This window comes from Cupriavidus necator (assembly GCF_016127575.1).
GTDB lineage: Bacteria > Pseudomonadota > Gammaproteobacteria > Burkholderiales > Burkholderiaceae > Cupriavidus > Cupriavidus necator_D.
Window position 1 is genome coordinate 1,276,387 of the sequence record NZ_CP066019.1, and the last position, 24,903, is coordinate 1,301,289.

21 protein-coding genes and 2 pseudogenes are annotated in these 24,903 nt (G+C 66.7%); 6 read left to right on the top strand and 17 right to left on the bottom strand.

All coding sequences use genetic code 11. The features are described from left to right. Positions 1–14: 14 nt before the first annotated feature. From I6H87_RS24820 to I6H87_RS24850, 7 genes are all read right to left on the bottom strand, one after another. Positions 15–599 (bottom strand): glycerol-3-phosphate responsive antiterminator, encoded by a 585-nt coding sequence (locus I6H87_RS24820; protein ID WP_010814125.1) that lies wholly within the window; start codon positions 597–599, stop codon positions 15–17. A 5-nt stretch (positions 600–604) separates the two neighbouring features. Further along, on the bottom strand, positions 605–2,155 hold the full coding sequence (locus I6H87_RS24825; RefSeq protein ID WP_010814126.1) for an FAD-binding oxidoreductase: 1,551 nt from the start codon (positions 2,153–2,155) through the stop codon (positions 605–607). Beyond that, positions 2,152–3,831 (bottom strand): glycerol-3-phosphate dehydrogenase/oxidase, encoded by a 1,680-nt coding sequence (locus I6H87_RS24830; RefSeq protein WP_010814127.1) that lies wholly within the window; start codon positions 3,829–3,831, stop codon positions 2,152–2,154. The genes I6H87_RS24825 and I6H87_RS24830 overlap by 4 nt, the downstream gene beginning before the upstream one ends. A gap of 18 nt (positions 3,832–3,849) precedes the next feature. Further along, a complete protein-coding gene (locus tag I6H87_RS24835; RefSeq protein WP_011617071.1) occupies positions 3,850–5,373 on the bottom strand; it encodes an FGGY family carbohydrate kinase in 1,524 nt (507 codons plus the stop codon). Next, positions 5,370–6,833, bottom strand: coding sequence for an MFS transporter (locus I6H87_RS24840; protein ID WP_011617072.1), 1,464 nt, complete (start codon positions 6,831–6,833; stop codon positions 5,370–5,372). The genes I6H87_RS24835 and I6H87_RS24840 overlap by 4 nt, the downstream gene beginning before the upstream one ends. Before the next feature lie 150 nt (positions 6,834–6,983). Beyond that, a complete protein-coding gene (locus tag I6H87_RS24845) occupies positions 6,984–8,351 on the bottom strand; it encodes an NTP/NDP exchange transporter (RefSeq protein ID WP_011617073.1) in 1,368 nt (455 codons plus the stop codon). A gap of 13 nt (positions 8,352–8,364) precedes the next feature. Further along, positions 8,365–9,282, bottom strand: coding sequence for an aldo/keto reductase (locus I6H87_RS24850; protein WP_011617074.1), 918 nt, complete (start codon positions 9,280–9,282; stop codon positions 8,365–8,367). A gap of 329 nt (positions 9,283–9,611) precedes the next feature. On the opposite strand from I6H87_RS24850, the pseudogene I6H87_RS34505 reads away from it, so the two are divergent. Further along, positions 9,612–10,127, top strand: a pseudogene (locus I6H87_RS34505) (two-partner secretion domain-containing protein); the annotation flags it as partial. Position 10,128: 1 nt separating this feature from the next. After that, a pseudogene (locus I6H87_RS24860) lies at positions 10,129–11,411 on the top strand (ShlB/FhaC/HecB family hemolysin secretion/activation protein); the annotation flags it as partial. A 92-nt stretch (positions 11,412–11,503) separates the two neighbouring features. Here I6H87_RS24860 and I6H87_RS24865 read toward each other — a convergent pair. The 7 genes from I6H87_RS24865 to I6H87_RS24895 form a co-directional block, all read right to left on the bottom strand. Next, positions 11,504–11,884, bottom strand: coding sequence for a type II toxin-antitoxin system VapC family toxin (locus tag I6H87_RS24865; RefSeq protein WP_011617075.1), 381 nt, complete (start codon positions 11,882–11,884; stop codon positions 11,504–11,506). Next, positions 11,881–12,087: a type II toxin-antitoxin system VapB family antitoxin gene (locus I6H87_RS24870; protein WP_010814136.1), complete on the bottom strand. Its 207-nt coding sequence runs from the start codon at positions 12,085–12,087 to the stop codon at positions 11,881–11,883. Before I6H87_RS24870 ends, I6H87_RS24865 begins: the two co-directional genes overlap by 4 nt. 110 nt (positions 12,088–12,197) lie before the next feature. Continuing rightward, positions 12,198–12,365: a DUF1484 family protein gene (locus tag I6H87_RS24875; protein WP_232626219.1), complete on the bottom strand. Its 168-nt coding sequence runs from the start codon at positions 12,363–12,365 to the stop codon at positions 12,198–12,200. A 516-nt stretch (positions 12,366–12,881) separates the two neighbouring features. Next, complete coding sequence (locus tag I6H87_RS24880) at positions 12,882–14,243, bottom strand: GntP family permease (RefSeq protein WP_010814138.1); 1,362 nt, start codon at positions 14,241–14,243, stop codon at positions 12,882–12,884. A 110-nt stretch (positions 14,244–14,353) separates the two neighbouring features. Next, positions 14,354–14,746: a RidA family protein gene (locus I6H87_RS24885; RefSeq protein WP_010814139.1), complete on the bottom strand. Its 393-nt coding sequence runs from the start codon at positions 14,744–14,746 to the stop codon at positions 14,354–14,356. Between the two features lie 52 nt (positions 14,747–14,798). Next, a complete protein-coding gene (locus I6H87_RS24890; RefSeq protein ID WP_011617077.1) occupies positions 14,799–16,271 on the bottom strand; it encodes an N-acyl-D-amino-acid deacylase family protein in 1,473 nt (490 codons plus the stop codon). A gap of 2 nt (positions 16,272–16,273) precedes the next feature. Further along, positions 16,274–17,179 (bottom strand): MurR/RpiR family transcriptional regulator, encoded by a 906-nt coding sequence (locus tag I6H87_RS24895; RefSeq protein ID WP_010814141.1) that lies wholly within the window; start codon positions 17,177–17,179, stop codon positions 16,274–16,276. Between the two features lie 224 nt (positions 17,180–17,403). On the opposite strand from I6H87_RS24895, the gene I6H87_RS24900 reads away from it, so the two are divergent. From I6H87_RS24900 to I6H87_RS24910, 3 genes are all read left to right on the top strand, one after another. Continuing rightward, the gene (locus I6H87_RS24900; RefSeq protein ID WP_011617078.1) at positions 17,404–18,672 is read left to right on the top strand and encodes an amino acid deaminase; all 1,269 of its coding nucleotides are present in this window, start codon (positions 17,404–17,406) and stop codon (positions 18,670–18,672) included. A 13-nt stretch (positions 18,673–18,685) separates the two neighbouring features. Further along, complete coding sequence (locus I6H87_RS24905) at positions 18,686–19,621, top strand: sugar kinase (protein WP_010814143.1); 936 nt, start codon at positions 18,686–18,688, stop codon at positions 19,619–19,621. A gap of 65 nt (positions 19,622–19,686) precedes the next feature. After that, positions 19,687–20,331 carry a bifunctional 4-hydroxy-2-oxoglutarate aldolase/2-dehydro-3-deoxy-phosphogluconate aldolase gene (locus tag I6H87_RS24910; RefSeq protein WP_010814144.1) on the top strand — a complete coding sequence of 215 codons (645 nt, stop codon included), beginning with the start codon at positions 19,687–19,689 and terminating at the stop codon, positions 20,329–20,331. 95 nt (positions 20,332–20,426) lie between these two features. On the opposite strand, the gene I6H87_RS24915 is transcribed toward I6H87_RS24910, so the two are convergent. The 3 genes from I6H87_RS24915 to I6H87_RS24925 form a co-directional block, all read right to left on the bottom strand. After that, positions 20,427–20,558, bottom strand: a complete 132-nt coding sequence (locus I6H87_RS24915; protein ID WP_011617079.1) for an entericidin A/B family lipoprotein — start codon at positions 20,556–20,558, stop codon at positions 20,427–20,429. A gap of 144 nt (positions 20,559–20,702) precedes the next feature. Beyond that, entirely contained in the window at positions 20,703–22,016 is a 1,314-nt protein-coding gene (locus tag I6H87_RS24920; protein ID WP_011617080.1) for a GGDEF domain-containing protein, read from the bottom strand. 316 nt (positions 22,017–22,332) lie between these two features. Then, positions 22,333–23,646 carry a hemolysin family protein gene (locus I6H87_RS24925; protein WP_011617081.1) on the bottom strand — a complete coding sequence of 438 codons (1,314 nt, stop codon included), beginning with the start codon at positions 23,644–23,646 and terminating at the stop codon, positions 22,333–22,335. Between the two features lie 252 nt (positions 23,647–23,898). Here I6H87_RS24925 and I6H87_RS24930 point away from each other — a divergent pair, with 252 nt between their 5' ends. Next, positions 23,899–24,843 carry a YncE family protein gene (locus tag I6H87_RS24930; protein WP_011617082.1) on the top strand — a complete coding sequence of 315 codons (945 nt, stop codon included), beginning with the start codon at positions 23,899–23,901 and terminating at the stop codon, positions 24,841–24,843. Positions 24,844–24,903: the final 60 nt, after the last annotated feature.

Here is a 24,903-nt window from a genome sequence, read left to right on the forward strand (position 1 = left end):
CCCAGGCGGGACTCTTACGCCTTCAGCGCTCTCGCTTCCAGGTTCCAGAGCTTGCGGTCGCTGGTGGAGACGGCCACAGCGCCTTGTGCGAGCGCGCTGCGGATATCATCCCGATTGCAGACAAAGCCTGATGTCACGATCGGCGGCAGCGCCTTGCGGTCCGCTTCTGGCAGGTGCGACAGCATCGGTGCCGGCATCAGCTGCACCAGGTTCGGGTCGCTCTGTTCGAGCGCCTTGACGCTGCGCGGCCAGGTGGAGCGGTCGGTCACAAAGACCTTCTGCATCGTCACCATGCCGGCGCGGTTGGCGCGCTGGATCGTTGCCACGCGCGTGGAGACCAGACTGGTCACCCCGATGTCGGCCAGGTACTCCACCCCGCCCTTGTCCTGCGACAAGCCTTCGCAGCTGTCGATATTGACGATGACGTACTTGCCGGCGCTGGCCAGCGTGGCGATGACGGGCTGCAGCTTGCGCAGTTCCACGTTGGCGACAATGCAGACTTCGGCCACGCTTTCAAAAATGGCGTCGATCTGGTCAACACCGTAGAGTGTGCCGATGACGGGGTGTCGCGTCAGGCGCGCACCGAGGGACCTGTCCATGCTGGTTACTTCGGTTCGTTGGTGAGCACGTCACTGAGACCCAGCTTGCCTGGGTTCAGGATATTCTGCGGGTCGAGTGCCTGCTTGACCGCCGCCAGCAGCGGGAACGCCGTGTCCAGCGACGGGGCCATGTATGGCGCGCGCAACAGTCCGATTCCGTGGTGGTGGCTCAGTGCCGCATTGTATTGGATCAGCACCGCATTGGCAGCATCCCATGCCTGGCGATACCACTTCTGGCGGTCTTCCACCGCGACCTCACCGCGCAGCGAGAAGTACAGGCAGGCGCCGTCCACATAGGCGTGCGACTGGTGCGCGGAGCCGGCGAGGGTGCCCGGCACGGCATTGATGGCCTTGACCACGTCCGCGTAGATGGCAGCCAGGTCGCGCCACGGTCCCGACATTTCGAGCGTGTCGGCGACAAAGCCGGGGCTGCGCTTGAAGCCCTCGGCGCTCTTGCCGGTCAGGTAGCGCGTGTCGAGCCAGCGCTCGAAAATGGACTCGCTGTCCAGCTTGTCACCAAGTTCCTGGCACACGCGCTCGCTGATCGTCATCACCGCATCGACCATCTCGCGCGCCCCCTCGTCGGCAACCAGCAGGACGTTGGTGTCCGGCAGCCCGAACTGCACGCCACTCTCCAGTTCGTCATAGAGCCGCAGCGCCGCGGGATTGGCCCCGCGCTGCATGATTTCGCGGCAGGCCTCCAGGCCGATGGCAAAGGTCTTGAAGCCATAGGCGATGGCGCGCCCGTAGTCGGGCAGGCGGTGCAGCTTGAGGCGCACGCGCACGATCACGCCCAGCATGCCCTCGGACCCGATGAACAGTTGCTGCAGATCCGGGCCCAATGCCGCGCGCGAGTAGCCGCCCACGGTGACGAGGCTGCCGTCGGCCAGCACCACATCCATGCCGAACACCATGTCCTCGATCTTGCCGTAGCGCGTGGACAACTGACCGGCGCCGCGGCAGGCTACCCATCCGCCGACCGTGCTGATCGCGTACGACGATGGCCAGTGGCCCATCGTCATGCCGAATTCCTTCTGCACGGTCTGTTCGAAAATGTCGCCGAACATGCCGGCTTCCACGTCGACGATCTGGCTGTCCTTGTCGAATCCGACCAACTGGTTCAGGCCGCACACGTCCAGCACGATGCCGCCGCGCACGGGCAGGGCGGCGCCCGTCACGTTGCTGCGGCCGGCCGATACGGTGACCGGAATGGCACTGGCGCTGGCAATGCGCATGACTGCCTGCACCTGTTCCACGGTGGAAGCGCGCACGATGACCCCGCGCGGCGTGGCGGGCCTGCCGGCGGTCTCCGTGATCATCGATCCTGCCCACCAGTCGCGCGTCCACGCCACGACGTCGGCGGTATCGGTCAGGACCTCGTCGGCCACCTTGCGCAAGGCCGCAATATCGGCCGCGCAGACGGCAATGGTGTCGCGTTGCAGGCCCGGCGCATCCGGGGTGCCCTGGATGTTCGCCGCATAGCCCGGCGGCGTGTGGGCGCCGACGACGTAGTTGCCGCGGTTGTAGCCGCGCTTGATGGCTTCCTTGCTGATCATGCTGAGTCTCCCATGAGGACGGATTTTTCGAGGGCGACGGCGGCCAGGTATTCGCTGACCTGCCGCGCCACGGCCGCTTCGGACAATCCGAGTTCGGCCTGGAGGATCTGGCCCACCCGCGCTGCGGCGCGGGCGGAGGCATCGCGCGCCATCAGGCGGGCGCGGATGCGTCGTGACAAGACGTCGTCAACCGTGCCGGCCAGTTCATGGCGCACGGCGTAGACGATTTCGGCTTCCGTATACGGCAGGCCTTCGACGATCGGCCTGGCAAGGGTGGCGTCCGCCTGCAGGATGTCACTGACAAAGCGCGCCTCCGTGCCATAGCGCTCGCCCAGGTGCGCGGACATGCCGCCGGATGCGACGATGGCCTGCGCGTCATAGCCAGCCGCCCCGAGCAGATAGGCCGATCTGGTCAGGCACTTGCTGCGCTTGCCGATGACCTTCTGCGCCGCATCGATGGTTTGCTCGGCCATGTGCCGCGAGGTCGTGAGCTTGCCGCCGACGATGGTCACCAGGCCGTCGTCCGCGGTATGAATCTCGTGATTGCGCTTGATTTCCAGGGTCTTGCCGCCGGGCGGCGCCACCAGCGGGCGGCACCCCGCGATGCTGCCGACCACGTCATCCGCCGTCAGGTCGGTCTTTAGTGCCGAGCGCGCGCCCTCCAGCAGGAAGTCGAGCTCCTGCCGGGTGCACATGACATTGTCGAGGTCGCCCTCATAGTCTTCGTCGGTGGTGCCGAGGTAGGACACATTGCCCCACCGCGTGATCGTTGCCCGGCGGCTGCGCCCGGGCACCGGGATCGTCACCGTGCAGTCATTGCGGATCTTCAGCCACGGGATGGCAACGTGGACGCCCTTGGCAGGGCGAATGTGCAGGGTCCTGGCCTCGCCCTTCCTGCGGCCGGTCCAGTCGCGCAGCCAGACGCCGGTTGCCATGATGACCACGCCTGCGCGCACGCGGATCTCGCGCTCGCCGGCGTGGACAATGGCGCCATCCACCTTGCCGTGGCCGTCGCGGGTGATCTCGGCGACGGTCGCGTGATTGACCACGGCCGCTCCGTGGAACGCTGCCGTGCGCGCGATGTTCAGTGTCAGGCGGGCATCATCGACGCGCGCATCGAAGTACAGGTAGCCGCCGGTCAGATGTTCCTCATTGAAGGTCGGGCAGTGGGACAGCACCTCGGCCTTGGTCAGCTTCTGGTGCAGGATTCCCTCGCGCCAGCCACCAGCGAGGTCGTAGGTCCAGAGCAGGCTCTCGAAGGCCTTGGCGAGGCGCTTGTCGAACACGCCGTTGCGCTCCATCACCGGGAACAGGAACGGCAGCCGCTGCACCAGGTGGCGCGCGTTGCGGCGCAGGCGCTGGCGCTCCAGCAGTGAATGGCGTACCAGGCCGAGATTGCCCTGCTCGATATAGCGCAGGCCGCCGTGCACCATCTTGGATGACTTGGAAGAGGTCCCCGCGGCGAAGTCGCACTTTTCAACCAGCGCCACGCGATAGCCGCGCAAGCTGGCATCCAGCGCGGCGTAGGCGCCCGTCACGCCGCCGCCGACCACCAGGATGTCGAACGCATCCGCCTCCAGGCGGTCGAGCAGGTCCCGGCGCACCAGCCGCAACGGCTCGGTGCTGGTCATGGCGGCGCGCTCGCGGTTAGCGCTGCGGGATGGAAAAATCACCATGTCTGTTATTGCTCCTGATTAATGGACCGCAAGCGCGTCCGCATGGTTGAGCTCGGATGCCACCCGCGCATGCCAGAGCGCGCGCCGCTGGGCGCGCTCATCGGCGCTGATCGCCGGTTCGAATACTGCGTCCGGGGTGGTGGTGGTCCGGGCCTGCTGCATGGAATCCCAAAGCAGGCCGGACGAGCCGGCAAGGTAAGCGATGCCGCGCAGGCTGGCGCGGTCGGTCTCCTTCATGCGGTGGATGGAAATTCCGCTGAGATCCGCCTGCATCTGCAGCAGCGCATCGCTGCCGGACAAGCCGCCGCCAACCACGAGCTCCGACACCGGCACGCCCGCGATCTCCCGGTTGGCCTCGATGCAGGAAGTCACCGAATGCGCAATGCCTTCAAGGATGGCAAAGGCCATCTCGGCCTGCGTCGTTGCCATCGAGATGCCGGTCAGTGCGGCGCGCGCCTCGGGCTGCATGCGTGGGACGCGCAGGCCGGTCAGCGCGGGAATAAAGGTCACGCCTCGTGAAGACGCAACGGTGCTGGCCAGCGCACTGATTTGCCTGGCGTTCTCGAACCAGCCGAGCTTGTCGCAGACCCAGTTGAGCGCGGAGCCGGTGGTGGCGACAAAGGTTTCGACGGAGAAATGCGACACGCCCAGTTGCCGGCGCGCGGTCATGGTCAGGGTGCTGTCCGACTTGCCGCTGCGGGCAGGAAGGTTCGGACCGACTACCAGGTCGACGAAGCTGCCGGTGCCATGCAGGCACATCGCCTGGCCGGCATCGAGACATCCCAGGCCGATTGCGCCGGCGAGCTGGTCCCCGGCACAAGCCAGGATCGGCACGTCAATCCCCAGCACGTCCGGCCGCGTGCGGCCGAAGTTGTCCGCATCCTGGCGCAGCTCAGGCAGCAGCTCGCGCGGAAAGCCAAGCGCGTCGATCCAGTCGAGCTGGTAGCGATGCCCGGTCAGTACATAGGCGTTGCAGGAAGTGGCGTTGGTCGGCGTGGTGATGCACGTGCGTGCCGTCGACAGGTGCCAAAGCAGCCAGCTGTCGATGGTGCCGAAGGCGAGCTGGCGCGCACGGAAGGCGTCAGCCACAGCCGGCGTGTCGCGCAGGTGCCGCGCCGCCCATAGGTAAGGCGAGCGCACACCGGTGGGGCGGCCGACTGCTTCGCGCAGAGTCGCGTCCCATGCCGGCGCAAGCTGATCCAGATCGGCTGCGTATCGCGTGTCCTGCCACACCATGGCGGGTACCAGCGCACGTCCGGTCTGCGTGTCCCACAGTACCGCGGTGGCGCGCTGGGTCGCGATGGCGAGGGCGGTGACGGTCAGGTTTTCGCGGGCAGCCTGTGCCAGGGTGGCGCGGCAAACTGCCAGGGTCTTGTCGAGCAGGACGTCGGCGTCCTGCTCGACCACGCCAGGGCAGGGCGAACGGACCTCAAGCGTGGTGTACTCGAGGCACATGACATGACCGTCAGCGGCGACCACCGCTGCCCGGGTGCCTGAGGTGCCCTCATCGATCGCAAGGATGACATTTCTGCGCTGGGTCATGGGCGGGCCTTCTCAATCGCGGGATTCATGAAACCCGGAGCGTCCGGCACATCGCCCTTGAACTGCGGGGCATCGGCTTCATTGTCGGGGTTGATGGTGGTGCGGGTCGGGTCCCAGCGGATCGCAAAGCAGATGATGCTGGCCAGCAGCGGGACCACAGAGAGAATCAGGAAGGTGGTTTCCAGCCCATACTGTGCGCGGAACAGCGGGAACACCAGCAGGCCCAGTGCAGCGCCGATGGCGCCGAGCGCGCCGATGATGCCGTTGGCGCCCGCGCGAAGTTCGCTGCGGAAGGACAGTGACGACAGGCTTTTGCCATTCGCGCCGGGCCCGCCCGAGTGGAACAGGATGAACAGCGACGGAACCACCACTGCCATCCACATCGGCATCTTGCCGTTGAACAGGCCCAGGATCAGCAGCATGGCGAATACCGCCGCAAAGCCGAACGCCGAGGCGCGGCGCAGGCCCAGCTTGCGGCCTATCAAGGGCGAGAGGAAGCCGCCAAAGATGCCGCAGACGTTGAAAACCAGCGCGCCGATGGTCGCGTAGACAAAGTCCTTGCCGAACAGGGCCGCACTGATCAGCGGCAGGTACCAGCCGATCGCGAAGTACTGGATCGACTGCCCGATCTGCACGGTGGCCGCCAGCACGGTGCGCGGCAGGTAGACGCCGCGGAAGATCAGCAGAACGTTGGCCAGGCCGCGGCGCGCCTGGTTGAGGACGGGGATGCGTTCCGCGGGCGGGGCGGCAACGAACTCACGTCCGTAGATGCGCGTCATGGCGTGTGCGGCGGCATCGAGCAATTCCTTGCGTGCCAGCCAGATCGGGCTTTCCACCAGGAACAGGCCCTGCAGCAGCAGGATGACCACGCCGAAGACCGCGGTGGCTGCCACCGAGTAGCGCCAGATCGTATCGCCAACGTCCCAGGAGTAGAACAGCAGTGCCAGCAGCAGGTTGGAGCAGACGGCCGTGTACCACATGCCTTGCCACGTGTTCAGCCGACTCTTGAGTTTCACCGGCGTGAACTCCGCCAGCACCGCCATGGCGATGGCAAAGTCGATGCCGTAGGCCGCGCCGACAAAGAAGCGACCAGCCAGGATCACCTCGAAGCCGGGGGCAAACACCACCAGCAATGCGCCGGCCACGGCCAGGACCTTGGCGAGAACCAGCGGGCGGACGCGGCCCCAGCGGTCGGCCATCCAGCCGCCGATAGGGTTGAAGGCAATGGCCACCCAGGAGGCAAACGAGGTCAACAGGGCGACCTTTGCAGGCGCGAGTTGAAGGTTGCGCGTCATCGGCCCGAGGCCGGCGCTCAGCGCAGAATTGGAAAACGCGTCAAGGAATAGCCCGCCGAGTGCGAGCCACCAGATGACACCGGCCCTGCCGCGAATGCCCGGGCAGGAATCTATGTAGGCAATGACATCATCGATGCCACGAATCTTGATGGCAGAGTGTTGCACGGCGGTCTCCTCTTATTTGTTCTGTAAGAGGCCGCAGCAACTGCAAGGCGCGAAGAGACCATCTTACAGATGGTCTCTTATCTAGATCTGCGTGACCAATGTATGGCTTCGCAGGCACAGCGTCAACCGGGAAAACCCTTGTCCCGGGCATTAGCGTGCAGCGGTATTTCCCACTGCACGGCTGAGGCTGGCATCCGGCGGTCGCAACTGCCCCTCATGCCGCCGCCCCAGCCACCAGCCCAGCCCCGCCCACACCAGCGCCAGCACGGCGCCAGCCAGCGCCACCGTGGCGGGATGGCCCGACAGCGCATCGATCGCCGTCTTGACCCACGCACTGACCGCATCGCCCGCACGGTAGACCGCGGTGTCAATCACGTTCTTGGCCTTGTACTTGGTCTCGGGATCGACCACGGTGAACAGCATCTCGCGCCCGGGGCGCAGCAGCGCGTATTCGCCCACGCGCCGCAGGATCATCACGCCGGCCAGCACGCCGAAGGTCGGCAGCATCGCCAGCACGAGAAAGCCGCAGGTCACCGCCAGCGGCACCGCGGTCAGCAGCACGGTGACGCCATAGCGGCGCGCGATGCGGCCGGTGAAGAAGAGCTGGACCAGGATGGTCAGCGCCTGCACGGTAGCATCCAGCGCGCTGAAGACCTGGGTCTGGCGGGTGCGCTCCGGGAAGGCCTCGGCCACCAGCCGCGCCTGCTCGAAATACAGGAAGGTGCTGGCCGTGGCCAGCAGGATCACGAACAGGCCGATGCCAAGCAGGTAGCGCGAGCGCAGCAGCAGCGACAGCCCGGCCAGCAGCCCGCCGCCGATGGGGTTGGCCGGATCCTGCGCCGCGCCGGCCGGGGCTTCGCCCGGCTGCACCACGCCCGCGCCGGCGCGGCGGCGCCAGCCGAACAGCCAGCCCACGCCCGGCAGCGTTGCGGCCAGCAGCGCTGCCGACAGCAGCATCAGCCCGGTCAGGCCGATCTGCGGCACCAGCCAGCCGCCCAGCACGGGGCCGGCCAGCCCGCCCGCGCTGGCGCCGGCGGCCAGCAATGCGAACAGCCGGCGCGCCTGCTCGGGGCGGAACACATCGGCCATCAGGCTCCATGCCACGGACACCACGAACAGGTTGAACACCGACAGCCACACATAGAACACGCGCGCCAGCCAGACGTTGTCAGGCAGGGCGCGAGTGGCCAGCGCAAAGCCAAGCAGGTTGGCGATAAAGAAGGCGTACACCCAGGGCACGAAGCGGCGCCGCGGCAGCCACGCGCAGACCGCGCCGTACAGCGGGATCGCGGCCAGCATCACGACAAAGGTGGCGGTGAACAGCCACTGCAGGTTCTTCACGCCGCCGGCAATGCCCATGGTCTCGCGCACCGGGCGCAGCATGAAATAGCTGGCGAACAGGCAGAAGAAAAACAGGAAGCCGGCCACCACGGCGCCGGTCTCGCCGGGGCGGATGCCGAAGCCGCGCCGCAGCCGGGCCAGGCCGCCGGCAGGCGCCTCGCGCGCGGGATCGTCCACGATAGATTGCCGCTCAGCGCAGCAGCGCGGCGATGCGCTCGCGCTGGCCGGGGTCAGGCATGCGGCCCAGTCCGGCGCCGAGGTTGTCGGCCATGTTGGGCGGCTTGGAGGTGGCCGGGATCGCCGCGGTCACGGCGGGATGGCTGACGATGAACTTCAGGAACAGCTGGGCCCACGAGCCGCAGTCGATATCGCCGGCCCACGGCGGCAGCGGTCGGTCCTTGACGGCGCGAAAGAGGCGCCCGTCCTGAAATGGCCGGTTGATCAGCACCGCCACGCCGCGTGCTTCGCACAGCGGCAGCAGCGTGCGCTCGGCATTGCGCTCGGCCACTGAATAGTTGATCTGGACAAAGTCCACGCGCTCGCTGCGCACGATATTCTCCAGTGCCTCGTGCGCATCGTCGCGGTAGTGGGTGACGCCCAGGTAGCGGATGCGGCCCTGTTCCTTCAGCTCGCGCAGCCAGCGCAGGTTGGCCTGCCAGTCAATCAGGTTGTGTATCTGCAGCAGGTCGACCTTGTCTACATGCAGGTCGGCCAGCGAGCGCGCCCATTGCGCCTGCGCGGGCGCGCCGGACTTGGCCGAGATCTTGGTGGCCAGGAACACCCGGCTGCGGGCGTTGGCCGCGCGCAGCAGGTCGCCGGTCACGGCCTCTGCGCTGCCGTAGCTGGGCGCGGTATCGACGACCGAACCTTCGCTCTGCAGCAGCAGGCCCATTACCTCCGCCAGCGGCTTGCGTTCGGCGGCGCCGGTGCCGACGTTGAAGGTGTCGGCGGTGCCCATGCCGATCACGGGCAGGGCTTCGGTGGTGCCCGGGATATTGCGGCGCAAGGGGGCGGCGACGGTGGCGGCATGAGCCGGCAGCACAGGGCCGAGGCCGGTAGCGGCCAGGCCTGCTGCAAGGCTGAGGAAGGAGCGGCGGTCGATCGACATGGGATGGTTCCCGGCAAGTCACTTACTGGTTGACCTTAGGCGGTGGGCGGAGCCTTGTAAACCGTTGCGTTGATCGGTTGCGCGGCAGACTTCGCCGTTCAGGGCGGGGAATGGCAAGGCGCGGCTGGATGCGCTGGTGAGCGCGGCCTGGCGGGGCGCGGTGGCTCCGGACACAGGCGAAAATGAGCCACTAACGTTAAATTTCTTGTGGAATCAATCAGGCAATTCAGATTTTCATGTTTTGTCTCATTTTGAGATTTTTAACATTTATTCCTTAGTGGCTTGGGTAAAGTTGCGCACGTATCAAACCGTGTGCCGTTACCCAGATCATGAATCGCCGTTGCTACCGCCTTGTCTTCAATCGGTCACGCGCCATGCTGATGGCGGTCGAGGAATCGGCGAGCGGCCTGGGCAAGGGGCGCATCGCCGGGTCACGCGGCACACAGGCTCCGGCGTTCACCCGCATGGCGCGCTTCGGCCTGCCGGCAACGACCCTGGCCGCCTGGTGCGCAATGGGGCTGCCATGGGCGGCCAGCGCACAGGTGGTGGCGGACCCGAACGCGGGCGCCAACCGGCCCGCCGTGGTCCAGACCGCGAACGGGCTGCAGCAGGTCAATATCACCCGGCCGTCCACCGCCGGCGTGTCCGTCAACGCCTACACCCAGTTCGACGTCCCCAAGGCCGGCATCATCCTGAACAATTCGCCGTCGATCGTGGCTACCCAGCAGGCGGGGTACGTCAACGGCAACCCGAACCTGCTGCCGGGCGGCTCGGCCCGCATCATCGTCAACCAGGCCACCGGCACACTGCCGAGCCAGTTGCGCGGCTACCTGGAGGTTGCCGGACAAGAGCTACGTCACCACCCGCGTGCTGGTACCCGAGCAGGACTTGAGTTCCGGCACGCTGAAGCTGGCACTGCTCCCCGGCGTCATAGGCGAACTGCGCTTCGCCGAGCCCGACCTGTGGGGCACCCGGAAATCGGCTTTCCCCGCACCCAGGCGACTTGCTGAACCTGCGCGACCTTGAGCAAGGCCTGGAGCAAATGAAGCGTGTGCCGAGCCCAGGATGTGGACATGCAGATCGTGCCGACGAAGGCGCCGGGCGTGAGCGACGTGGTGATCGCCGTCAAACGCGGCAAGCCCTGGACGGTGGTGGCCTCGGTGGACAATTCCGGCACGCGCTCGACCGGCAAGTGGCAGGGCAACCTGAGCGTGAGTCTGGACAATCCGCTCGGCCTGAACGACCTTTTCAACGTCGGCTACAACCAGGATCTGGGCTTCGCCAACAAGGAACAGGCACGCGTGGCTGGAATGGCTATTACTCGGTGAACAACTATTTCCAGCAGATCGCCGGTGTCAATCAGACCTTCATCTCCAGCGGCAAGTCGGAGACAGCGGACCTGAAGCTGCACCGCGTGCTCAACCGCAGCCAGAACGATGTGTTCGGCATGCAGTTTCGCCTGACCCGGCGCTTTGGCAAGAGCTTCATCGAGGACACCGAGATCGCGCAGCAGCGCCGCAACAATACGGTGCTCGAGGCGGGCATCACGGATCGCCACTACTTCGGCGCGGCGCAGTTCGACGGCACGCTGGCCTATCGCCAGGGCCTCGGCGGATTCGGCGCGCAGGACGATGTGTTGGCCGACAGTGGCGGCCCCACCTGGCGCTATCGGATGCTCGTGGCGGACGCCAACCTGTCGGTACCGTTCAAGCTGGGCGAGCTGCCGCTGCGGTATGTCACCACTTTCCACGGCCAGTTCACCAACGACCGGCTCTACTACATTGATGCGCTCACCATCGGCAGCCGCTACACGGTGCGTGGCTTCGATGGAGAGAACCTGCTGGCCAGCGAGCGCGGCTTCTATTGGCGCAATGAGCTACATGCGCCTCTGGGCGGCAGCCGGGCAGGCGCTGTATGCAGGACTCGATTATGGAAGGGTCTTCGGGCCGATTACCACTGCGCTGGCCGGCACCCAACTGACCGGGGCGGTGATTGGACTACGCGGAGGGCTGGGCTCGCGGCTGGGCTCAGTCTCGTATGACGTGTTCGTCGGTATGCCGGTCTATAAGCCCGCAGCGTTCCATACGGCCGCGGTGACGGCTGGGTTGCAGGTGGTGTATCGGTATTGATTCCCGCAGGACGAGGCGTGACAGTGCAGAATCATCGGCACACCAACAGTTGGAAAGCATCCGGTTGTAGCGGGGCGTACTTCAGCAGCCTGCTAGTGAAGCTTGGGTCGATGCGCCACACGAAAACGCACTGACAAGTCGTTTAGACGCTGATCCAGTGTCCATAGCCGTGCGCCTGGCGTGATCAAAGTGGAAGCCAGCAATGAGACATCCACCAGGCCGCAACCGAGTCCATGCAATTTCTCGTGCTCGATGAACGCCATTACCTCTGCCAGGCTGGCCTGCCTTGCGGGCTGCAACAGCCCGATGTCACCGAGTGTCCGCGCACGCGGTGCCGGGGGCGTGCCGCAGGCTAGTTCAACCAGGACCATGGGGTGGGTCAATGCTTGATCCGACACGAGCAAACTGACCAGTGCGTCATTGCGGTTCTTGAAATGATCCACCCACACAGAGGTGTCGACGAGCACGCTCATTTCGATTCGGGTTCCATGCGGCTACGTGGCACATCTTCCATGTCGGGCGCGGTGCCACCCAGCGCCGCGAGGCGCTTGGCTGCTTGCACCCGCACGAAAGTCTTGATTGCCTCACGAAAAAGATCAGATTTGTCCATGCCAGGGTCGGCTATCTCTAGTGCTTGTTCATAAAGGGCGTCATCGATAGTGACGGTCGTGCGCATAGCATGCTCCCTGCCTCAGATTTGATGTTATGGTGCATCAAAAAAAGCATCTAGGCAAGGTTGCCCGCAGGATGGTGTGACGGTGACTGCCCCGTCACACCAACGCGCCGCTACAGCATCCGCTCCCGTTCGGCTAGCAGTCCATCAAGCTGCGCCTTCACCATGCCAAGCAGGCAAAGCGCGCTGAAGCAGCCCTCCGAGCGTTCGCTTTCGTGATCCAGAAGTACGAGAACTCCGTCGATACCAGCGCGGACCTGCTGCAAGCATTCGTTAGTCATCTTATCGATCGTCGTTATTGATTCCTCACTGGTGAGTGCGCGCCACTCCTTTCCACGTGAGGGCGGCGGGCCAGTCAACGAGGGTGGAAAGACCGGTCTGACGAGGTGGAACCGGCCAGCCTTGCGGCTGCCTCGCTTGGCCCGCCATGGAACCATGCGAGCACACAGGCGTTGCATGCTGCAAGCGCAACGCCTGTCCTCGTCAGGCATCCGGGCTTTCCACACCCGATCATCGGTGATCCGATGACGCCACCAGTATTTGCTGTCGGTGCAGGGGAATCGATGAGAGATGTCGCATTTCCAGGGGCGGGCGAAGTTTGAATCCATGCAGCGGATCCGGAAATCGCCGACTCTTGAAAATGCACGTGCGGCTTTCGTAAACCGCGCCCATGCCGTCGAAGGCAGTCACGGCCATGAAGCTGGGATGGCCCGCGCAGGCAAGCCAATCCCGGTGGATACCGGGGCCTGCCGGGGCCGCCCGGCGCGCCCCCGGGGCGGGGGCGCGGGAGGTAACGCTCAGATCAGCGTGGCCAGGCCCAGCGTCAGCAGCAGTGCCACCACGGAGATGATGGTTTCGCAGACCGACCAGGTCTGGAAGGTCTGGGTCACGGTCATGTTGAAGTATTCCTTGACCAGCCAGAAGCCGCCGTCGTTCACGTGCGACAGGATCAGCGAGCCGGCGCCGGTGGTCAGCACCAGCAGTTCCGGGCGGGTGCCCGGCACGCTGGCGGCGATCGGTGCGACGATGCCCGCGGCGGTGGTCATGGCCACCGTGGCCGAGCCCGTGGCGATGCGGATCATCACCGCCACCAGCCAGCCCAGCACCAGCACCGACACGTTGGCGCCGGTGGCGACGTCGACGATGGCGTTGGAGATGCCGGAGTCGCGCAGGATGCGGCCAAAGCCACCGCCGGCGCCGACCACCAGCGTGATGATGGCGGTGGGCGCCACGCACTCGTTGGTGAACTTGAGGATGGTCTCGCGGTTGAAGCCGCGCGCCTTGCCGAAGGTGTAGAAGCTCACCAGCGCGGCGATCAGCAGCGCCATCACCGAGTTGCCGATCAGCTTCAGGAAGTCGTTGGCAAAGGTCTTGGGCGTGGTGAACAGGTCGGCCCAGCTGCCGATCAGCATCAGGATCACGGGCAGCAGGATGGTGAACACCGTGATGCCGAAGCCCGGCAACTCGTGCGATGCCTTGACGCGCTCATCCTCTTCGGTGAACTGGTCCGCCAGCGGGTTGACCTCGGGCAGCTTGACGTAGCGGTCCATCAGCTTGGCGAACAGCGGGCCGGCGAGGGCTGCCGTGGGAATGCCAACGATCAGCGCGTACATGATGGTCTTGCCGATGTCGGCGCCATAGGCGGTCACCGCCAGCAGCGCGGCCGGGTGCGGCGGGATCAGGCCGTGCACCACGGACAGGCCGGCCACCATCGGGATGCCGACCAGCACCATCGACGTGCCGGTGCGCTTGGCCACGTTGAAGGCGATCGGCACCAGCAGCACGAAGCCCACTTCAAAGAACACCGGCAGGCCGACGATAAAGGCGATGGTGGCCATCGCCCAATGCACGTTCTTCGCGCCGAAGAAATCGATCAGTGTGTTCGCGATGCGCTCCGCGCCGCCGGATTCGGCCATCATCTTGCCGAGCATGGTGCCAAGGCCGACCACCAGCGCGATATGGCCCAGCGTGCCGCCGACACCGGCTTCAAAGGACTTGACGATGTCGCCCATCGGCATGCCCACGGCAAAGCCGAGCAGCACCGATACGACCACCAGGGTAATGAAGGGGTTGAGCTTGAAGCGCGCGATCAGCACCACCAGTGCGATCACTGCGATCAGCGCATACACCAAGAGCGTGGTTCCGGTGACGGCACCCATATAGTCTCCTTGTGTGGAAAAAATGCCGCTTGTGGCGGCAGGGGTTAGTTTTTAGTTTTTCCCCTCTCCCGCGGTAGCGGGAGAGGGCACGCAATCCGCAGGCAGCAGGCTCAGGCCGCCGGCTTCTTGTAGGCGATGCAGTCCACTTCGACCTTGCAGTCCACCACCATGCTCGACTGCACGCAGGCGCGCGCGGGCGGGTTGGCGCCGAAGTATTCCTTGAAGATCTTGTTGAACGAGGCGAAGTCGCGCGTGTCGTCCAGCCAGACGCCGCAGCGCACCACGTGCTCCGGGCCGTAGCCGGCCTCGGCCAGGATGGCCAGCACGTTCTTGATGGCCTGGTGGGTCTGGGGCACGATGCCGCCGTCGATGACCTCGCCGCTGACCATCGGCACCTGGCCGGAGACGTAGAGCCAGCCGTCGGCCGCGACCGCGCGGGCAAAGGGCATGTGCTGGCCGCCGGTACCGGTGCCGCCTTCGACGCCGAATCGTTTGATGTCCATGGGTACTCCTGGGATGGGTTGGATATGGGAAGGAAGGAGGGCAGCGCGCCGGTCAGGCGGCGCCGAACTCAGGCCGCGAGCCTCGCGGCAGGAACCGGCCGGCGCGCACGCCGGTGGCCTGGCGCTGCTGCCATGACAGCTCGCCGTTGACCCAGACCGCGGCAATGCCCTCGGCCGGTTGCATGGGATCGGTAAAGCTGGCCGCATCTCGGATGGTGGTGGCGTCGAACAGCACCAGGTCGGCCCAGTAGCCTTCACGCACGAAGCCGCGCTCCTGCAGCCCGAAGCGCTCGGCGGACATGCCGGTCATCTTGTTGACGGCCACCGTCAGCGGGAACAGCTCGCGGTCGCGGGCGTAGTGGCCCAGCACGCGCGGGAAGGCGCCCCACAGGCGCGGATGCGGCAGCGGGTCGTTGGGCAGCCCGTCCGACCCGACCACCGTGGCCGGATGGCTCAGGATGCGGTCGACGTCGGCGTCTTCCATGCAGTGGTAGACCGCGCCCGCGGGCATCAGCCGGCGCGCGGCTTCGTGCAGGTTTACCTGCCATTCGGCGGCGATATCGGCCAGCAGGCGGCCGCCCATCTCGGGCGCGCCTTCGGACCAGGTCACCATGATGTCGAAGTCGCTGGTGACCTGCTTCAGGTCCAGCGTGGAGGAGCTGGCGGTGTAGGGGTAGCAGTCGCAGCCCACCGGCTGCCAGCGCTGCGCACCGTCGAGCGCGTCCAGCACCTCGGTGCTGCGGCCCCAGTTGGCCACGCCCGCGCATTTCAGGTGCGAGATCACCACCGGCACGCGCGCATGGCGGCCGATGCGGAAGGCCTCATCCATGGCGTCGAGGATCTCGGCGAACTCGCTGCGCAGGTGGGTGGCGTAGAGCGCGCCGGCCTTGGCCAGCGGTTCGGCCAGCGCCAGCACCTCATCGGTCGGCGCGCTGAAGGCGTTGGCGTAGGCCAGGCCCGTGGACAGGCCCAGCGCGCCGTGCTGCAGCGCTTCTTCCAGCTGCGCGCGCATTGCCGCGATTTCTTCCGGCGTGGCGGCGCGGTCGAAGCGGTCCATATGGTTGCTGCGCAGCGCGGTATGGCCGACCAGCGCGGCAACGTTGACCGCGGGCTGCGCGGCTTCCACCGCATCGACGTAGGACTTGAAATCCGGGTAGCGGAAGGCGTCGGCATGGCCGAGCAGGTTCATCGGGTCGGGCGGCTCGCCCGCCAGCGTCACCGGTGCGGCGCTGATGCCGCAGTTGCCGACCACCACCGTGGTCACGCCCTGCGACAGCTTGGGCGTCATCGCGGGCTGGCGCACCACGTTGGTATCGTCGTGCGTATGCACGTCGACAAAGCCCGGTGCAAGGACCAGGCCGTCGCCTTCGACTACATGCGAGGCGGCGTCGGGATCGATCGCGCCGGCTTCATCGATGCGGGCGATGCGGCCGTCGCGCAGGGCCACGTCGGCCAGGCGTGCGGCGGCGCCGGAGCCGTCGATCAGGGTGACGCAGCGGATCAGGGTATCGAACAGGTGTGGCATGGTCAGTCTCCGAGCGGCTGGCGGCTGTCAGGGCCCCGGGCGGGGCCGCTTTCGCCGCGGTGGCTGTCCAGCACGTACTTGAGCCGGCGCAGGCGCTCTTTGCTCTGGTCCGGCTGCAACAGCGCGCATTGCGTGGCGAGCACGTCCAGCACCATCAGCATGGCGTAGCGCGATGCCGACGGTTTGAAAATGAAATCCGTCTCCAGCGTGCGCACCGGCAGCAGCACGTCGGCGCGCGCGGCCAGTGGCGAGCCCAGCGCGGTCACGGCCACCAGGCGGGCACCGTACTCGCGCGCGATATCGCAGCTGGCCAGCATCTCCGGCACGCGGCCGCTGGCCGAGAAGGCCAGCACCACGTCGTCGCGGCCCAGCGTGGCCGCCACCATCTTCTGTAGCAGCGCGTCCTGGTAGCTCGCCACCGGCTGGCCCAGGCGCGCCAGGCGATGGCGGGCCTCGTCGGCCATGAACGACGAGCCGCCGCCCATGCCAAAAGCGTAGACCATGCGTGCGCCGAGCAACAGGCGCGCGGCCTGTTCGATGCGCTGCGCATCCATCATGCCGCGGTTGACTTCGAGCGCGGTGAGGATGTCGGCGTGGATGCTGTCAGCGAGTGTGGCCGGGGTGGCTTCACCGGCGGGAACGCTGCCGGGCTGCAGGAAGCGCGCACCCACCGCGGTGGCCTGCGCCAGGCGCAGCTTCAGGTCGCGCACGTCGCGGCAGCCGATGGCCTTGGCAAAGCGCGTCACGCTGGCCTCGCTGACGCCGGCCTTGCGCGCCAGCTCATTGATGCTGGCGGCGGCCGCGCCGGCCAGGTCTTCCAGTACCACCTGCGCCACCTTCTGCTCGGCCAGGCGCAGCGCGGGGCCGCGCTCGGCGATGCGGGTCAGGATGTCGAAGGGCGCAGTCATGGGCGGCAGGTCTGGTCGGAAGACGGGTCGGATCGAAATGTGACGAAAACTGCGGTGCTTGCAGGCAGGGGCTATAACAGTGATTGGCGCACGTGGCGGATGCCAGTCGCGTGGTCCCGGCTAGCCCTTCCGGGCATCTGCGTGTTACTTTATAACAAGGATGAAATATCTTATTTTCAGGGCTATCATTACGTCAATCAGATTTTTTCAGGGTGATGACAAGCATGCGTGAAATAAAGTATCAGGCTGGCGTGATCGATCCGCTCAACAAGGCGCTGGGACGGATGGAGACCCCGATCGCCCCGGATGCGGCCGGCCAGACCGGCTGGAACCTGTTGCGGGAAGAGCTGAGCCTGCCGGCCGCGGTGCTCTATGAAGACCGGCTTGCGCATAACCTGGAATGGATGCGCCGCTTCATGAACGAATACGGCGTGCAGCTTGCGCCGCATGGCAAGACCACCATGGCGCCCAAGCTGTTTGCGCGCCAGCTTGGCGCCGGCGCGTGGGGCATCACGCTGGCCACCGCGCACCAGACCGCTGCCGCGCATGCGCACGGCGTCAAGCGCGTGCTGATGGCCAACCAGCTGGTGGGCCGGCGCAATATGGAAATCATCGCTGACCTGCTGCGCGATCCGGATTTCGAATTTTTCGCGCTGGTGGACTCGGCCGCGCTGGTCGACCAGCTCGGCAAGTTCTTCCAGGAGCGCGGCCAGAAGCTGCAGGTGCTGCTGGAACTGGGCGTGGAAGGCGGGCGCACCGGCGTACGCGACGACGCGCAGCAGCAGGCCGTGCTGGACGCGCTGGCGCGCTGGCCGCAGGCGCTGTCGCTGGCCGGCGTCGAGATCTATGAAGGCGTGCTCAAGGAAGAAGCCGATATCCGCAAGTTCCTGCAGCGCACCGTGGCGGTAACGCGGCAGCTGGCACAGGAAGGCCGCTTCGGCCGCAGCCCGGTGGTGATGTCGGGCGCGGGTTCGGCCTGGTACGACGTGGTGGCCGAGGAATTCGCGCGCACCGAGATCGGCGCGCCGATCGACATCGTGCTGCGCCCGGGCTGCTACCTGACGCATGACGTGGGCATCTACCGCGCCGCGCAGCAGCGCATCCTGGCCAGCAACCCGGTCGCGCAGAAGATGCGCGAGGGCCTGCTGCCGGCGCTGCAGCTGTGGGCCTATGTGCAGTCGATCCCCGAGCCGGACCGCGTCATCATCGGCATGGGCAAGCGCGATGCGGCCTTCGACGCCGGCATGCCGATCCCGGCACGGCTGTACCGGCCTGGCACCGAGGCGCCGGTGGACGTCCCCGCGCATTGGGAAGTCACCGGCATGATGGACCAGCACGCCTACCTGCAGGTCAAGCCTGGCGACGACGTTCAGGTCGGCGACATGATCGCCTTCGATATCTCGCACCCGTGCCTGACTTTCGACAAGTGGCGCCATATCCCGGTGCTGGACAGCGAAATGCGCGTGATCGACATCGTGCAAACCTTCTTCTGAGGCAGGCAGCCCCATGAGCATCGATATCCTGGCCTACGGCGAACCGCTGGTGGAGTTCAACCAACAGCCCGACGATCCATCGCGCTACCTGCAAGGCTTTGGCGGCGACACTTCCAACTTCTGCATTGCCGCTGCGCGCCAGGGCGCCAGCACCGGCTATATCTGCGCGGTCGGTGCCGACACCTTCGGCGAGCGCCTGCGCGCGCTATGGACGCAGGAGCGGGTCGATACCCGCCACGTGCGCGTCGACCCGAGCGCGCCTACCGGGGTCTACTTTGTCTCGCACGACAACCACGGCCACCGCTTCGATTACCTGCGCGAAGGCTCTGCTGCCAGCCGCTACCAGCACGAGCATCTGCCGCTGGGCGCGATCGCCGCGGCGCGCTACCTGCACCTGTCGGGCATCAGCCTGGCCATCAGCACCAGCGCCTGCGATGCCGGGCTGGACGCGATGGAGCATGCGCGCAAGGCCGGCACCAAGGTCACGCTGGACACCAACCTGCGGCTGCGGCTGTGGTCGCTGGCGCGCGCGCGCGGCATCATGCGCGAGGCCCTGATGCTGACCGACGTGTGCCTGCCCAGCTGGGATGACATCACCGTGCTGACCGGGTTGGACGACCGCGACGCCATCGTCGACTACCTGCTGGGCTGCGGCATCGGCCTGGTCGCGCTGAAGCTGGGCGAAGAGGGCTCCTATGTGGCCACGCCAGAGTCGCGCGCGCTGGTGCCGCCTTATCCGGTCAAGCCGGTCGATGCCACCGGGGCGGGCGACTGCTTCGGCGGCAGCTTTGTTGCGCGCCTGGCCGCGGGTGCCGACCCGTTCGAGGCGGCGCGTTATGCCAACGTGGCTGCCGCGCTGTCGACCACCGGTTATGGCGCGGTGGCGCCGATCCCCGACGCCCAGACCGTGCTGGGCCGGCTGGCACAGTCGGTGTCGGTGATCGCATGACCCGGTTGGCCTGAACTCCTGCTTCCCTGAAACCCTGCTCCTGCACTCCCTACTCCGAGACAGCCATGCAAAACCAGACTTCCCCGCTGCTTCAACGCCTTGCCGACGTGCCGGTGATCCCGGTGCTGGAATTCCACTCGGTCGACGAGGCCCTGCACGTCAGCGAGGCACTGGTCACCGGCGGCTTGCCGCTGCTTGAGATCACGCTGCGTACGCCGGTGGCACTGGAGGCGATCAAGGCGGTGGCGGCAGCCTTGCCGCAGGCCTGCGTCGGAGCCGGCACGGTGCTGAACGTCGAGCAGCTGCACGCCGTGCGCGATGCGGGCGCGCAGTTTGCCGTCTCGCCCGGCCTGACCCCGGCGCTGGCCGAGGGCGCGCAGGGCGCGGGCATCTCGCTGCTGCCGGGCGTGGCCACCGCCAGTGAGGCGATGGCGGCGCTGGAAGCCGGCTTCACCTTCCTCAAGTTCTTCCCGGCGCAGGCAGCGGGCGGCGTGCCGATGCTGAAGTCGCTGGGCGGCCCGCTGCCGCAGCTGCGCTTCTGCCCGACCGGCGGCATCGACGCCGCGCTGGCGCCGACCTACCTGGCGCTGCCGAACGTGGTGTGCGTGGGCGGTTCGTGGGTGGTGCCCAAGGACGCGGTTGCCAGTGGCGACTGGGGCCGCATCCGCACGCTGGCCGAGCAGGCCAGGGCATTGCGCAACAAGCGCTGAGCAGCGGCAGCGCAAAGAGAAACGGCACGCCATGCGGCGTGCCGTTTTCATATCGACGCGGTCCGGGCCGCATCAGACTTGGGGGGGCTGGCGGCTTACTTGTGACGGTCCGCCGAGCTTTCGAGCTTCTGGCCACCGCGCTGAATGTCCTGGCCGAGCCCCGCCATCGTGTTGCATCCAGCCAACAGTGTGGCAAACAAAATGCACCAGATCCAACCTTTCTTCACGCCGGGCTCCTTTCGAGGATTTCAAGAATCGAGAGATTCAGGGATTGAGGGATTTGCGCCGATTTTACCGCTGCTGTGAGCGGGTTTGACATCTGGTATGTGCCAATTTGTAAATCGTGCATCGGGCGCAACGCCAGCCGCTTCTCAGGCGTGGGACGCCAGCAGTTCCCGGGCGCGCTGCTGGATTGCCGCATGGGTCTGGAGCAGCCAGGTCGCAGGGAATGGCTGCGCCAGCAGGTAGCCCTGCACGCTGTGGCAGCCCCAGGCACGCACCGCCTCGAGCTGCTGGCGGGTCTCGATCCCCTTGGCGCAGACCGACACGCCGGCGCCCCGGGCCAGCCGGCAGGCGGCCCGCAGGCTGTCGGCACGGTTGGCGGAATCACCGGGCCGGGGGGCATGGCCCAGCCGGCGCGCGTCCAGCGTGACGCGGTCCGGGTGCAGCGCCGCCAGCAACTGGCGGCAGCCCGGGCTGTCGTCGAAATCGCCCAGCGTCAGTTGCAGTCCGCGCCGGCGCAGGGCGGCAAAGCGGGCAATGATGTCGGCGTCGGCCGGCACCGCGCTGGCCGACACTTCGATGCACAGGCGGTCCGGTGCGATGCCGCCTGCGTCGATGGCCTGGGCCAGTGCCTCCACCATCTGCGGGCGGTGCAGCTGGGCGCTGGAGGCCAGCAGGGTGAATTGCAGCGGGGCCACGTTTTCGGCGGCGCGTACCAGCGGCAGCACGCTTTCCAGCAGCCAGCTGCCAATCCGGCCGACCAGCCCCAGCGACTCCACCGCCGGCAGGAAATCCTGCGGCGCCACCCGCCCGAGCGCCGGATGGTGCCAGCGCAGCCGCACGGTGTAGCCGCTGACCACGGCGCTGGCGAAGTCGGCGCGCGGCTGCAGCTGCAGGCTCAGTTCGCCGCGCTCCAGTGCGTCGGGCAGGGCGGCCAGCAGGGGCGCGGTCGGTGGCGCGGCGGGCTTGTCGGCGCGCGCCAGGCCGTCGCCTCCCCGTCGATCGACCCGCAGCATGGCGTCCAGGGCCTGCTGCAGGCTGCGTTCCGCCGGGATATCCGGATGGTCGGTGGCCACGCCGATGCTGCACGAAATAAACAGCTCGAAGCCCTCCAGCGCGAACGGCCGGGACAGGTCGTCGGCCAGCCGGCTGGCCACCGGGCCGGGGTCGGGCTCACCGTCCGGCAGCGCGGTAATGACCACCAGGTCTGCCGGCGCCATCCAGTGCATGATGGCGGCGGGCGGCAGCAGGCAGGCGATGCGTGCCTGCACGATGGCCTGCAGCCTGGCCGCGCGCCGGGGCCCCAGGGTTTCGCAGGCGCTGGCAAACCGGTCCAGGCGGATAGAAAGGATCGTCGCTGGCTGCCCGGTGCCGGAGCGGCGTGCCGCTAGCGCGGACACCAGGGCGGACGGCTGCATCGCGCCAGGCGCGCCCGCGGCGTTGTCATCGGCATCAGGATGCATGGATGGTCTTGCGGGCAGCCTGTTGAAGGCCGTGCGCTGCCCGCGTCTCCCCGGTATCAGATTTGGTCGTTCGGCTTGCCGCTGGGACGGCCGCCGGCGCTTGTCGTCAGGCCTTGGTAATCCACGCCTGCCACGGCCGCATGCGGGCCGCACAGGCCGATCATAAGCGAAGGGGAAGGTGCGGAACATTGCAAATTGCGCCAAGGTGACTTGGTCGCAACCTGCAACTTGATATGGATCAATATGGCCGGAATTGGCCGTGATCGTGGATTGACGCCACCGCCGGAATCCGGCAGCGGCGGATGGGCTGGCCTGATCAGCCGGTGGTCTCTTCCTCAGGTCCTTCCTGCGGGGGCAGGCGCGCGGCCAGCACTTTGTCAATGCGTTTGCCGTCCATGTCGACGATCTCGAAGCGCCAGTCGCCCCATTGCACGCTGTCGGCGATCTGCGGCAGGCGGCCCAGCAGCAGGAGCAGCATGCCGGACAGGGTGTGGTAGCGCTCTTTTTCTTCCTCGGGCACCTGGCGCAGGCCGATGCGGTCCTTCAGTTCCGGGATCGGGATCAGGCCGTCGAGCAGCCACGAGCCGTCGTCGCGCTGCACCGCCCATTCCTCGCCGGCGGCGTCGGCCTTGAATTCGCCGGTGATGGCCTCGATCAGGTCCTGGAGCGTGACCAGACCCAGCACTTCGCCGTATTCGTCGATGACAAAGGCCATCTGGCCGCCGGAGCCGCGGAAATTCTCCAGCAGCTCCATGCCGGTCACGCTCTCGGGCACGAACACCGCCGGCTGCGCCGCGGCCTTCAGGTCGGCTTCCTCGCCGCGCAGCCGGCGCGCCAGCAGCTGGCGCGCGCTGACCACGCCGATGATGTCGTGCATGCCGCCGCGCACGACCGGAAAGCGCGAGTGGTCGGATTCTTCGATGCGGTGCAGGTTTTCATCGAGCGTCTCTTCCACGTCCAAGTACACGACATCGCCGCGCGGCACCATCAGCGATGCCAGCTGGCGGTCGTCCAGCCGGAACACGTTGCGCACCATGGTGTGCTCGTGCTGTTCGATCACGCCGGCTTCGGAACCCTCGACCAGCAGCGCGTGGATTTCTTCCTCGGTCACGCCCGGGCCGCGGTCGACCTTGGTGCCGAGCACCCGCAGCACCAGCCGCGTTGAGCTGGACAGCAGCTTGACGAACGGGGTGGAGGCCACCGCCAGCCAGCCGATCGGGCGCGCCACCAGCCGCGCGATGGCTTCGGGGGCCATCTGGCCCAGGCGCTTGGGCACCAGTTCGCCCAGCACGATGGAAAAGTAGGTCAGGCCGGCCACCACGATGGCGGTTGCCACATAGCCGGAGGTGTTAGGCGACAAGCCGAAGCCTTGCAGCCAGAGGCCCAGCGGCTGCGCCAGCGTGGATTCGCCGACCACGCCGTTGAGCACGCCGATCGACGTGATGCCGATCTGCACCGTGGACAGGAAGCGCGTGGGGTCCTCGCCCAGCTGGACCGCGGCAATCGCGCCGCGGTCACCGTTCTCGATCTGGCGCTGCAGACGTGCCTTACGGGCCGTGACCAGCGCGATCTCGGACATCGCGAACAGGCCGTTGAGCAGAATGAGCGCCAGTAGTATGGCAATTTCCATCAGGGTACGCGCTCTTTGCGTGTGAGTTGAAAGCACCAAGCATACCATCCGCGCATGACGGCCCGGCGGTTCCCCGGTGCAGGTGATGGTGGCGCCTCCGCCTGGCGTGGCGATAACTAATGGAGATAGCTCGATACCTAATATTCAATAGATAGTTATCGTTGGCTGCGCCAGACTTCCGCCCATGGCAGCACCTGTGCCGCCTTCCGAACAGCCTGGAGCCTACAGGCGTGCGAATCACAAGGAGACAGAATGGAAAGCCAATGGACGGCCGTGCTGGTGGAGAAATTCGGCCATAGCTTCAGCGCTTACGAACTGGATGGCGGCGAGCGCCGCTTCAGTGTCCAGTTGCCTGACTATCCGCATGAATTCGTGGTGGACCGCGAGCGCCTGTGCGGCTACGTCGGCCACTATGGCGTGCAGACCTTCGCGCACGCCGGCGACGGCGGCGCCGCAGTGATCGCGGTCGACCTGATGCGCGGCGCAGTGCGGGCACGGCTCGATTGCTCGCCCTATCACCGTATCCATGGCCTGCAGATCGACCGGCAAGGACGCGTCTACGCGCTGAGCGAGCGCGACAATATGCTGGTGGTGTTCGAGGCGCCGCTGGAGCACCCCGTGCCTGACCGCGCCGTGCCCGCGGGCGGGGTGAAAAGCCATCTGTTCGTGTTGTCGGCCGATGGCGAGCGTGCCTACGTGACCAACCTGCTGTCGCATACCGTGACACTGGTCCACCCCTACGATGCCACCCGCGCTCCGCGCGCGGCGTACGCCGGCAGGCGCCCCGAGGGCTGCTGCCTGAGCCGCGACGAAGCGGCGCTCTACGTCGCCAGCCGCGACGATCACAGTCTGACCCGGCTGGACGCGCGCACGATGGAAGCGGTGCGCACGGTGCCGACCGGCGAGGATCCCACCCGCATCTACTGGTCGCCGGACGACCGCCTGTTCGTGCTCAACTACGGCGAGCGCAGCATCCGCGTTTTCGACCCCGACACGCTCGCCGAAACCGGCCGGGTCGACACCGGCGCCAGGCCGATTGCGCTCGCCTTCCATCCGGCTGACCCGAGCCGCGCCTATATCGCGCTCAACGACCACACCGTCGGCCAGCTTGACCTGCCTGGCCTGGCCCTGCGCCATGCCTTCACCACCGGCAAGGAACCGGACGGTCTTGCCATCCTGGCTTTGCCGACGCGGTAGTCAACCGGCGTTCACGGCCGCGAAGGCAGCGCGGATGCCAGCGGCCCATACCCGGAAATC

Bases quoted from the DNA above. Each gene is read 5' to 3' on its own strand.
- I6H87_RS24820 (WP_010814125.1), bottom strand. From the start codon at position 599: ATGGACAGGTCCCTCGGTGCGCGCCTGACGCGACACCCCGTCATCGGC.
- I6H87_RS24825 (WP_010814126.1), bottom strand. From the start codon at position 2,155: ATGATCAGCAAGGAAGCCATCAAGCGCGGCTACAACCGCGGCAACTAC.
- I6H87_RS24830 (WP_010814127.1), bottom strand. From the start codon at position 3,831: ATGGTGATTTTTCCATCCCGCAGCGCTAACCGCGAGCGCGCCGCCATG.
- I6H87_RS24835 (WP_011617071.1), bottom strand. From the start codon at position 5,373: ATGACCCAGCGCAGAAATGTCATCCTTGCGATCGATGAGGGCACCTCA.
- I6H87_RS24850 (WP_011617074.1), bottom strand. From the start codon at position 9,282: ATGTCGATCGACCGCCGCTCCTTCCTCAGCCTTGCAGCAGGCCTGGCC.
- I6H87_RS24865 (WP_011617075.1), bottom strand. From the start codon at position 11,884: ATGAGCGTGCTCGTCGACACCTCTGTGTGGGTGGATCATTTCAAGAAC.
- I6H87_RS24870 (WP_010814136.1), bottom strand. From the start codon at position 12,087: ATGCGCACGACCGTCACTATCGATGACGCCCTTTATGAACAAGCACTA.
- I6H87_RS24875 (WP_232626219.1), bottom strand. From the start codon at position 12,365: ATGACTAACGAATGCTTGCAGCAGGTCCGCGCTGGTATCGACGGAGTT.
- I6H87_RS24880 (WP_010814138.1), bottom strand. From the start codon at position 14,243: ATGGGTGCCGTCACCGGAACCACGCTCTTGGTGTATGCGCTGATCGCA.
- I6H87_RS24885 (WP_010814139.1), bottom strand. From the start codon at position 14,746: ATGGACATCAAACGATTCGGCGTCGAAGGCGGCACCGGTACCGGCGGC.
- I6H87_RS24890 (WP_011617077.1), bottom strand. From the start codon at position 16,271: ATGCCACACCTGTTCGATACCCTGATCCGCTGCGTCACCCTGATCGAC.
- I6H87_RS24895 (WP_010814141.1), bottom strand. From the start codon at position 17,179: ATGACTGCGCCCTTCGACATCCTGACCCGCATCGCCGAGCGCGGCCCC.
- I6H87_RS24900 (WP_011617078.1), top strand. From the start codon at position 17,404: ATGCGTGAAATAAAGTATCAGGCTGGCGTGATCGATCCGCTCAACAAG.
- I6H87_RS24905 (WP_010814143.1), top strand. From the start codon at position 18,686: ATGAGCATCGATATCCTGGCCTACGGCGAACCGCTGGTGGAGTTCAAC.
- I6H87_RS24910 (WP_010814144.1), top strand. From the start codon at position 19,687: ATGCAAAACCAGACTTCCCCGCTGCTTCAACGCCTTGCCGACGTGCCG.
- I6H87_RS24920 (WP_011617080.1), bottom strand. From the start codon at position 22,016: ATGCATCCTGATGCCGATGACAACGCCGCGGGCGCGCCTGGCGCGATG.
- I6H87_RS24925 (WP_011617081.1), bottom strand. From the start codon at position 23,646: ATGGAAATTGCCATACTACTGGCGCTCATTCTGCTCAACGGCCTGTTC.
- I6H87_RS24930 (WP_011617082.1), top strand. From the start codon at position 23,899: ATGGAAAGCCAATGGACGGCCGTGCTGGTGGAGAAATTCGGCCATAGC.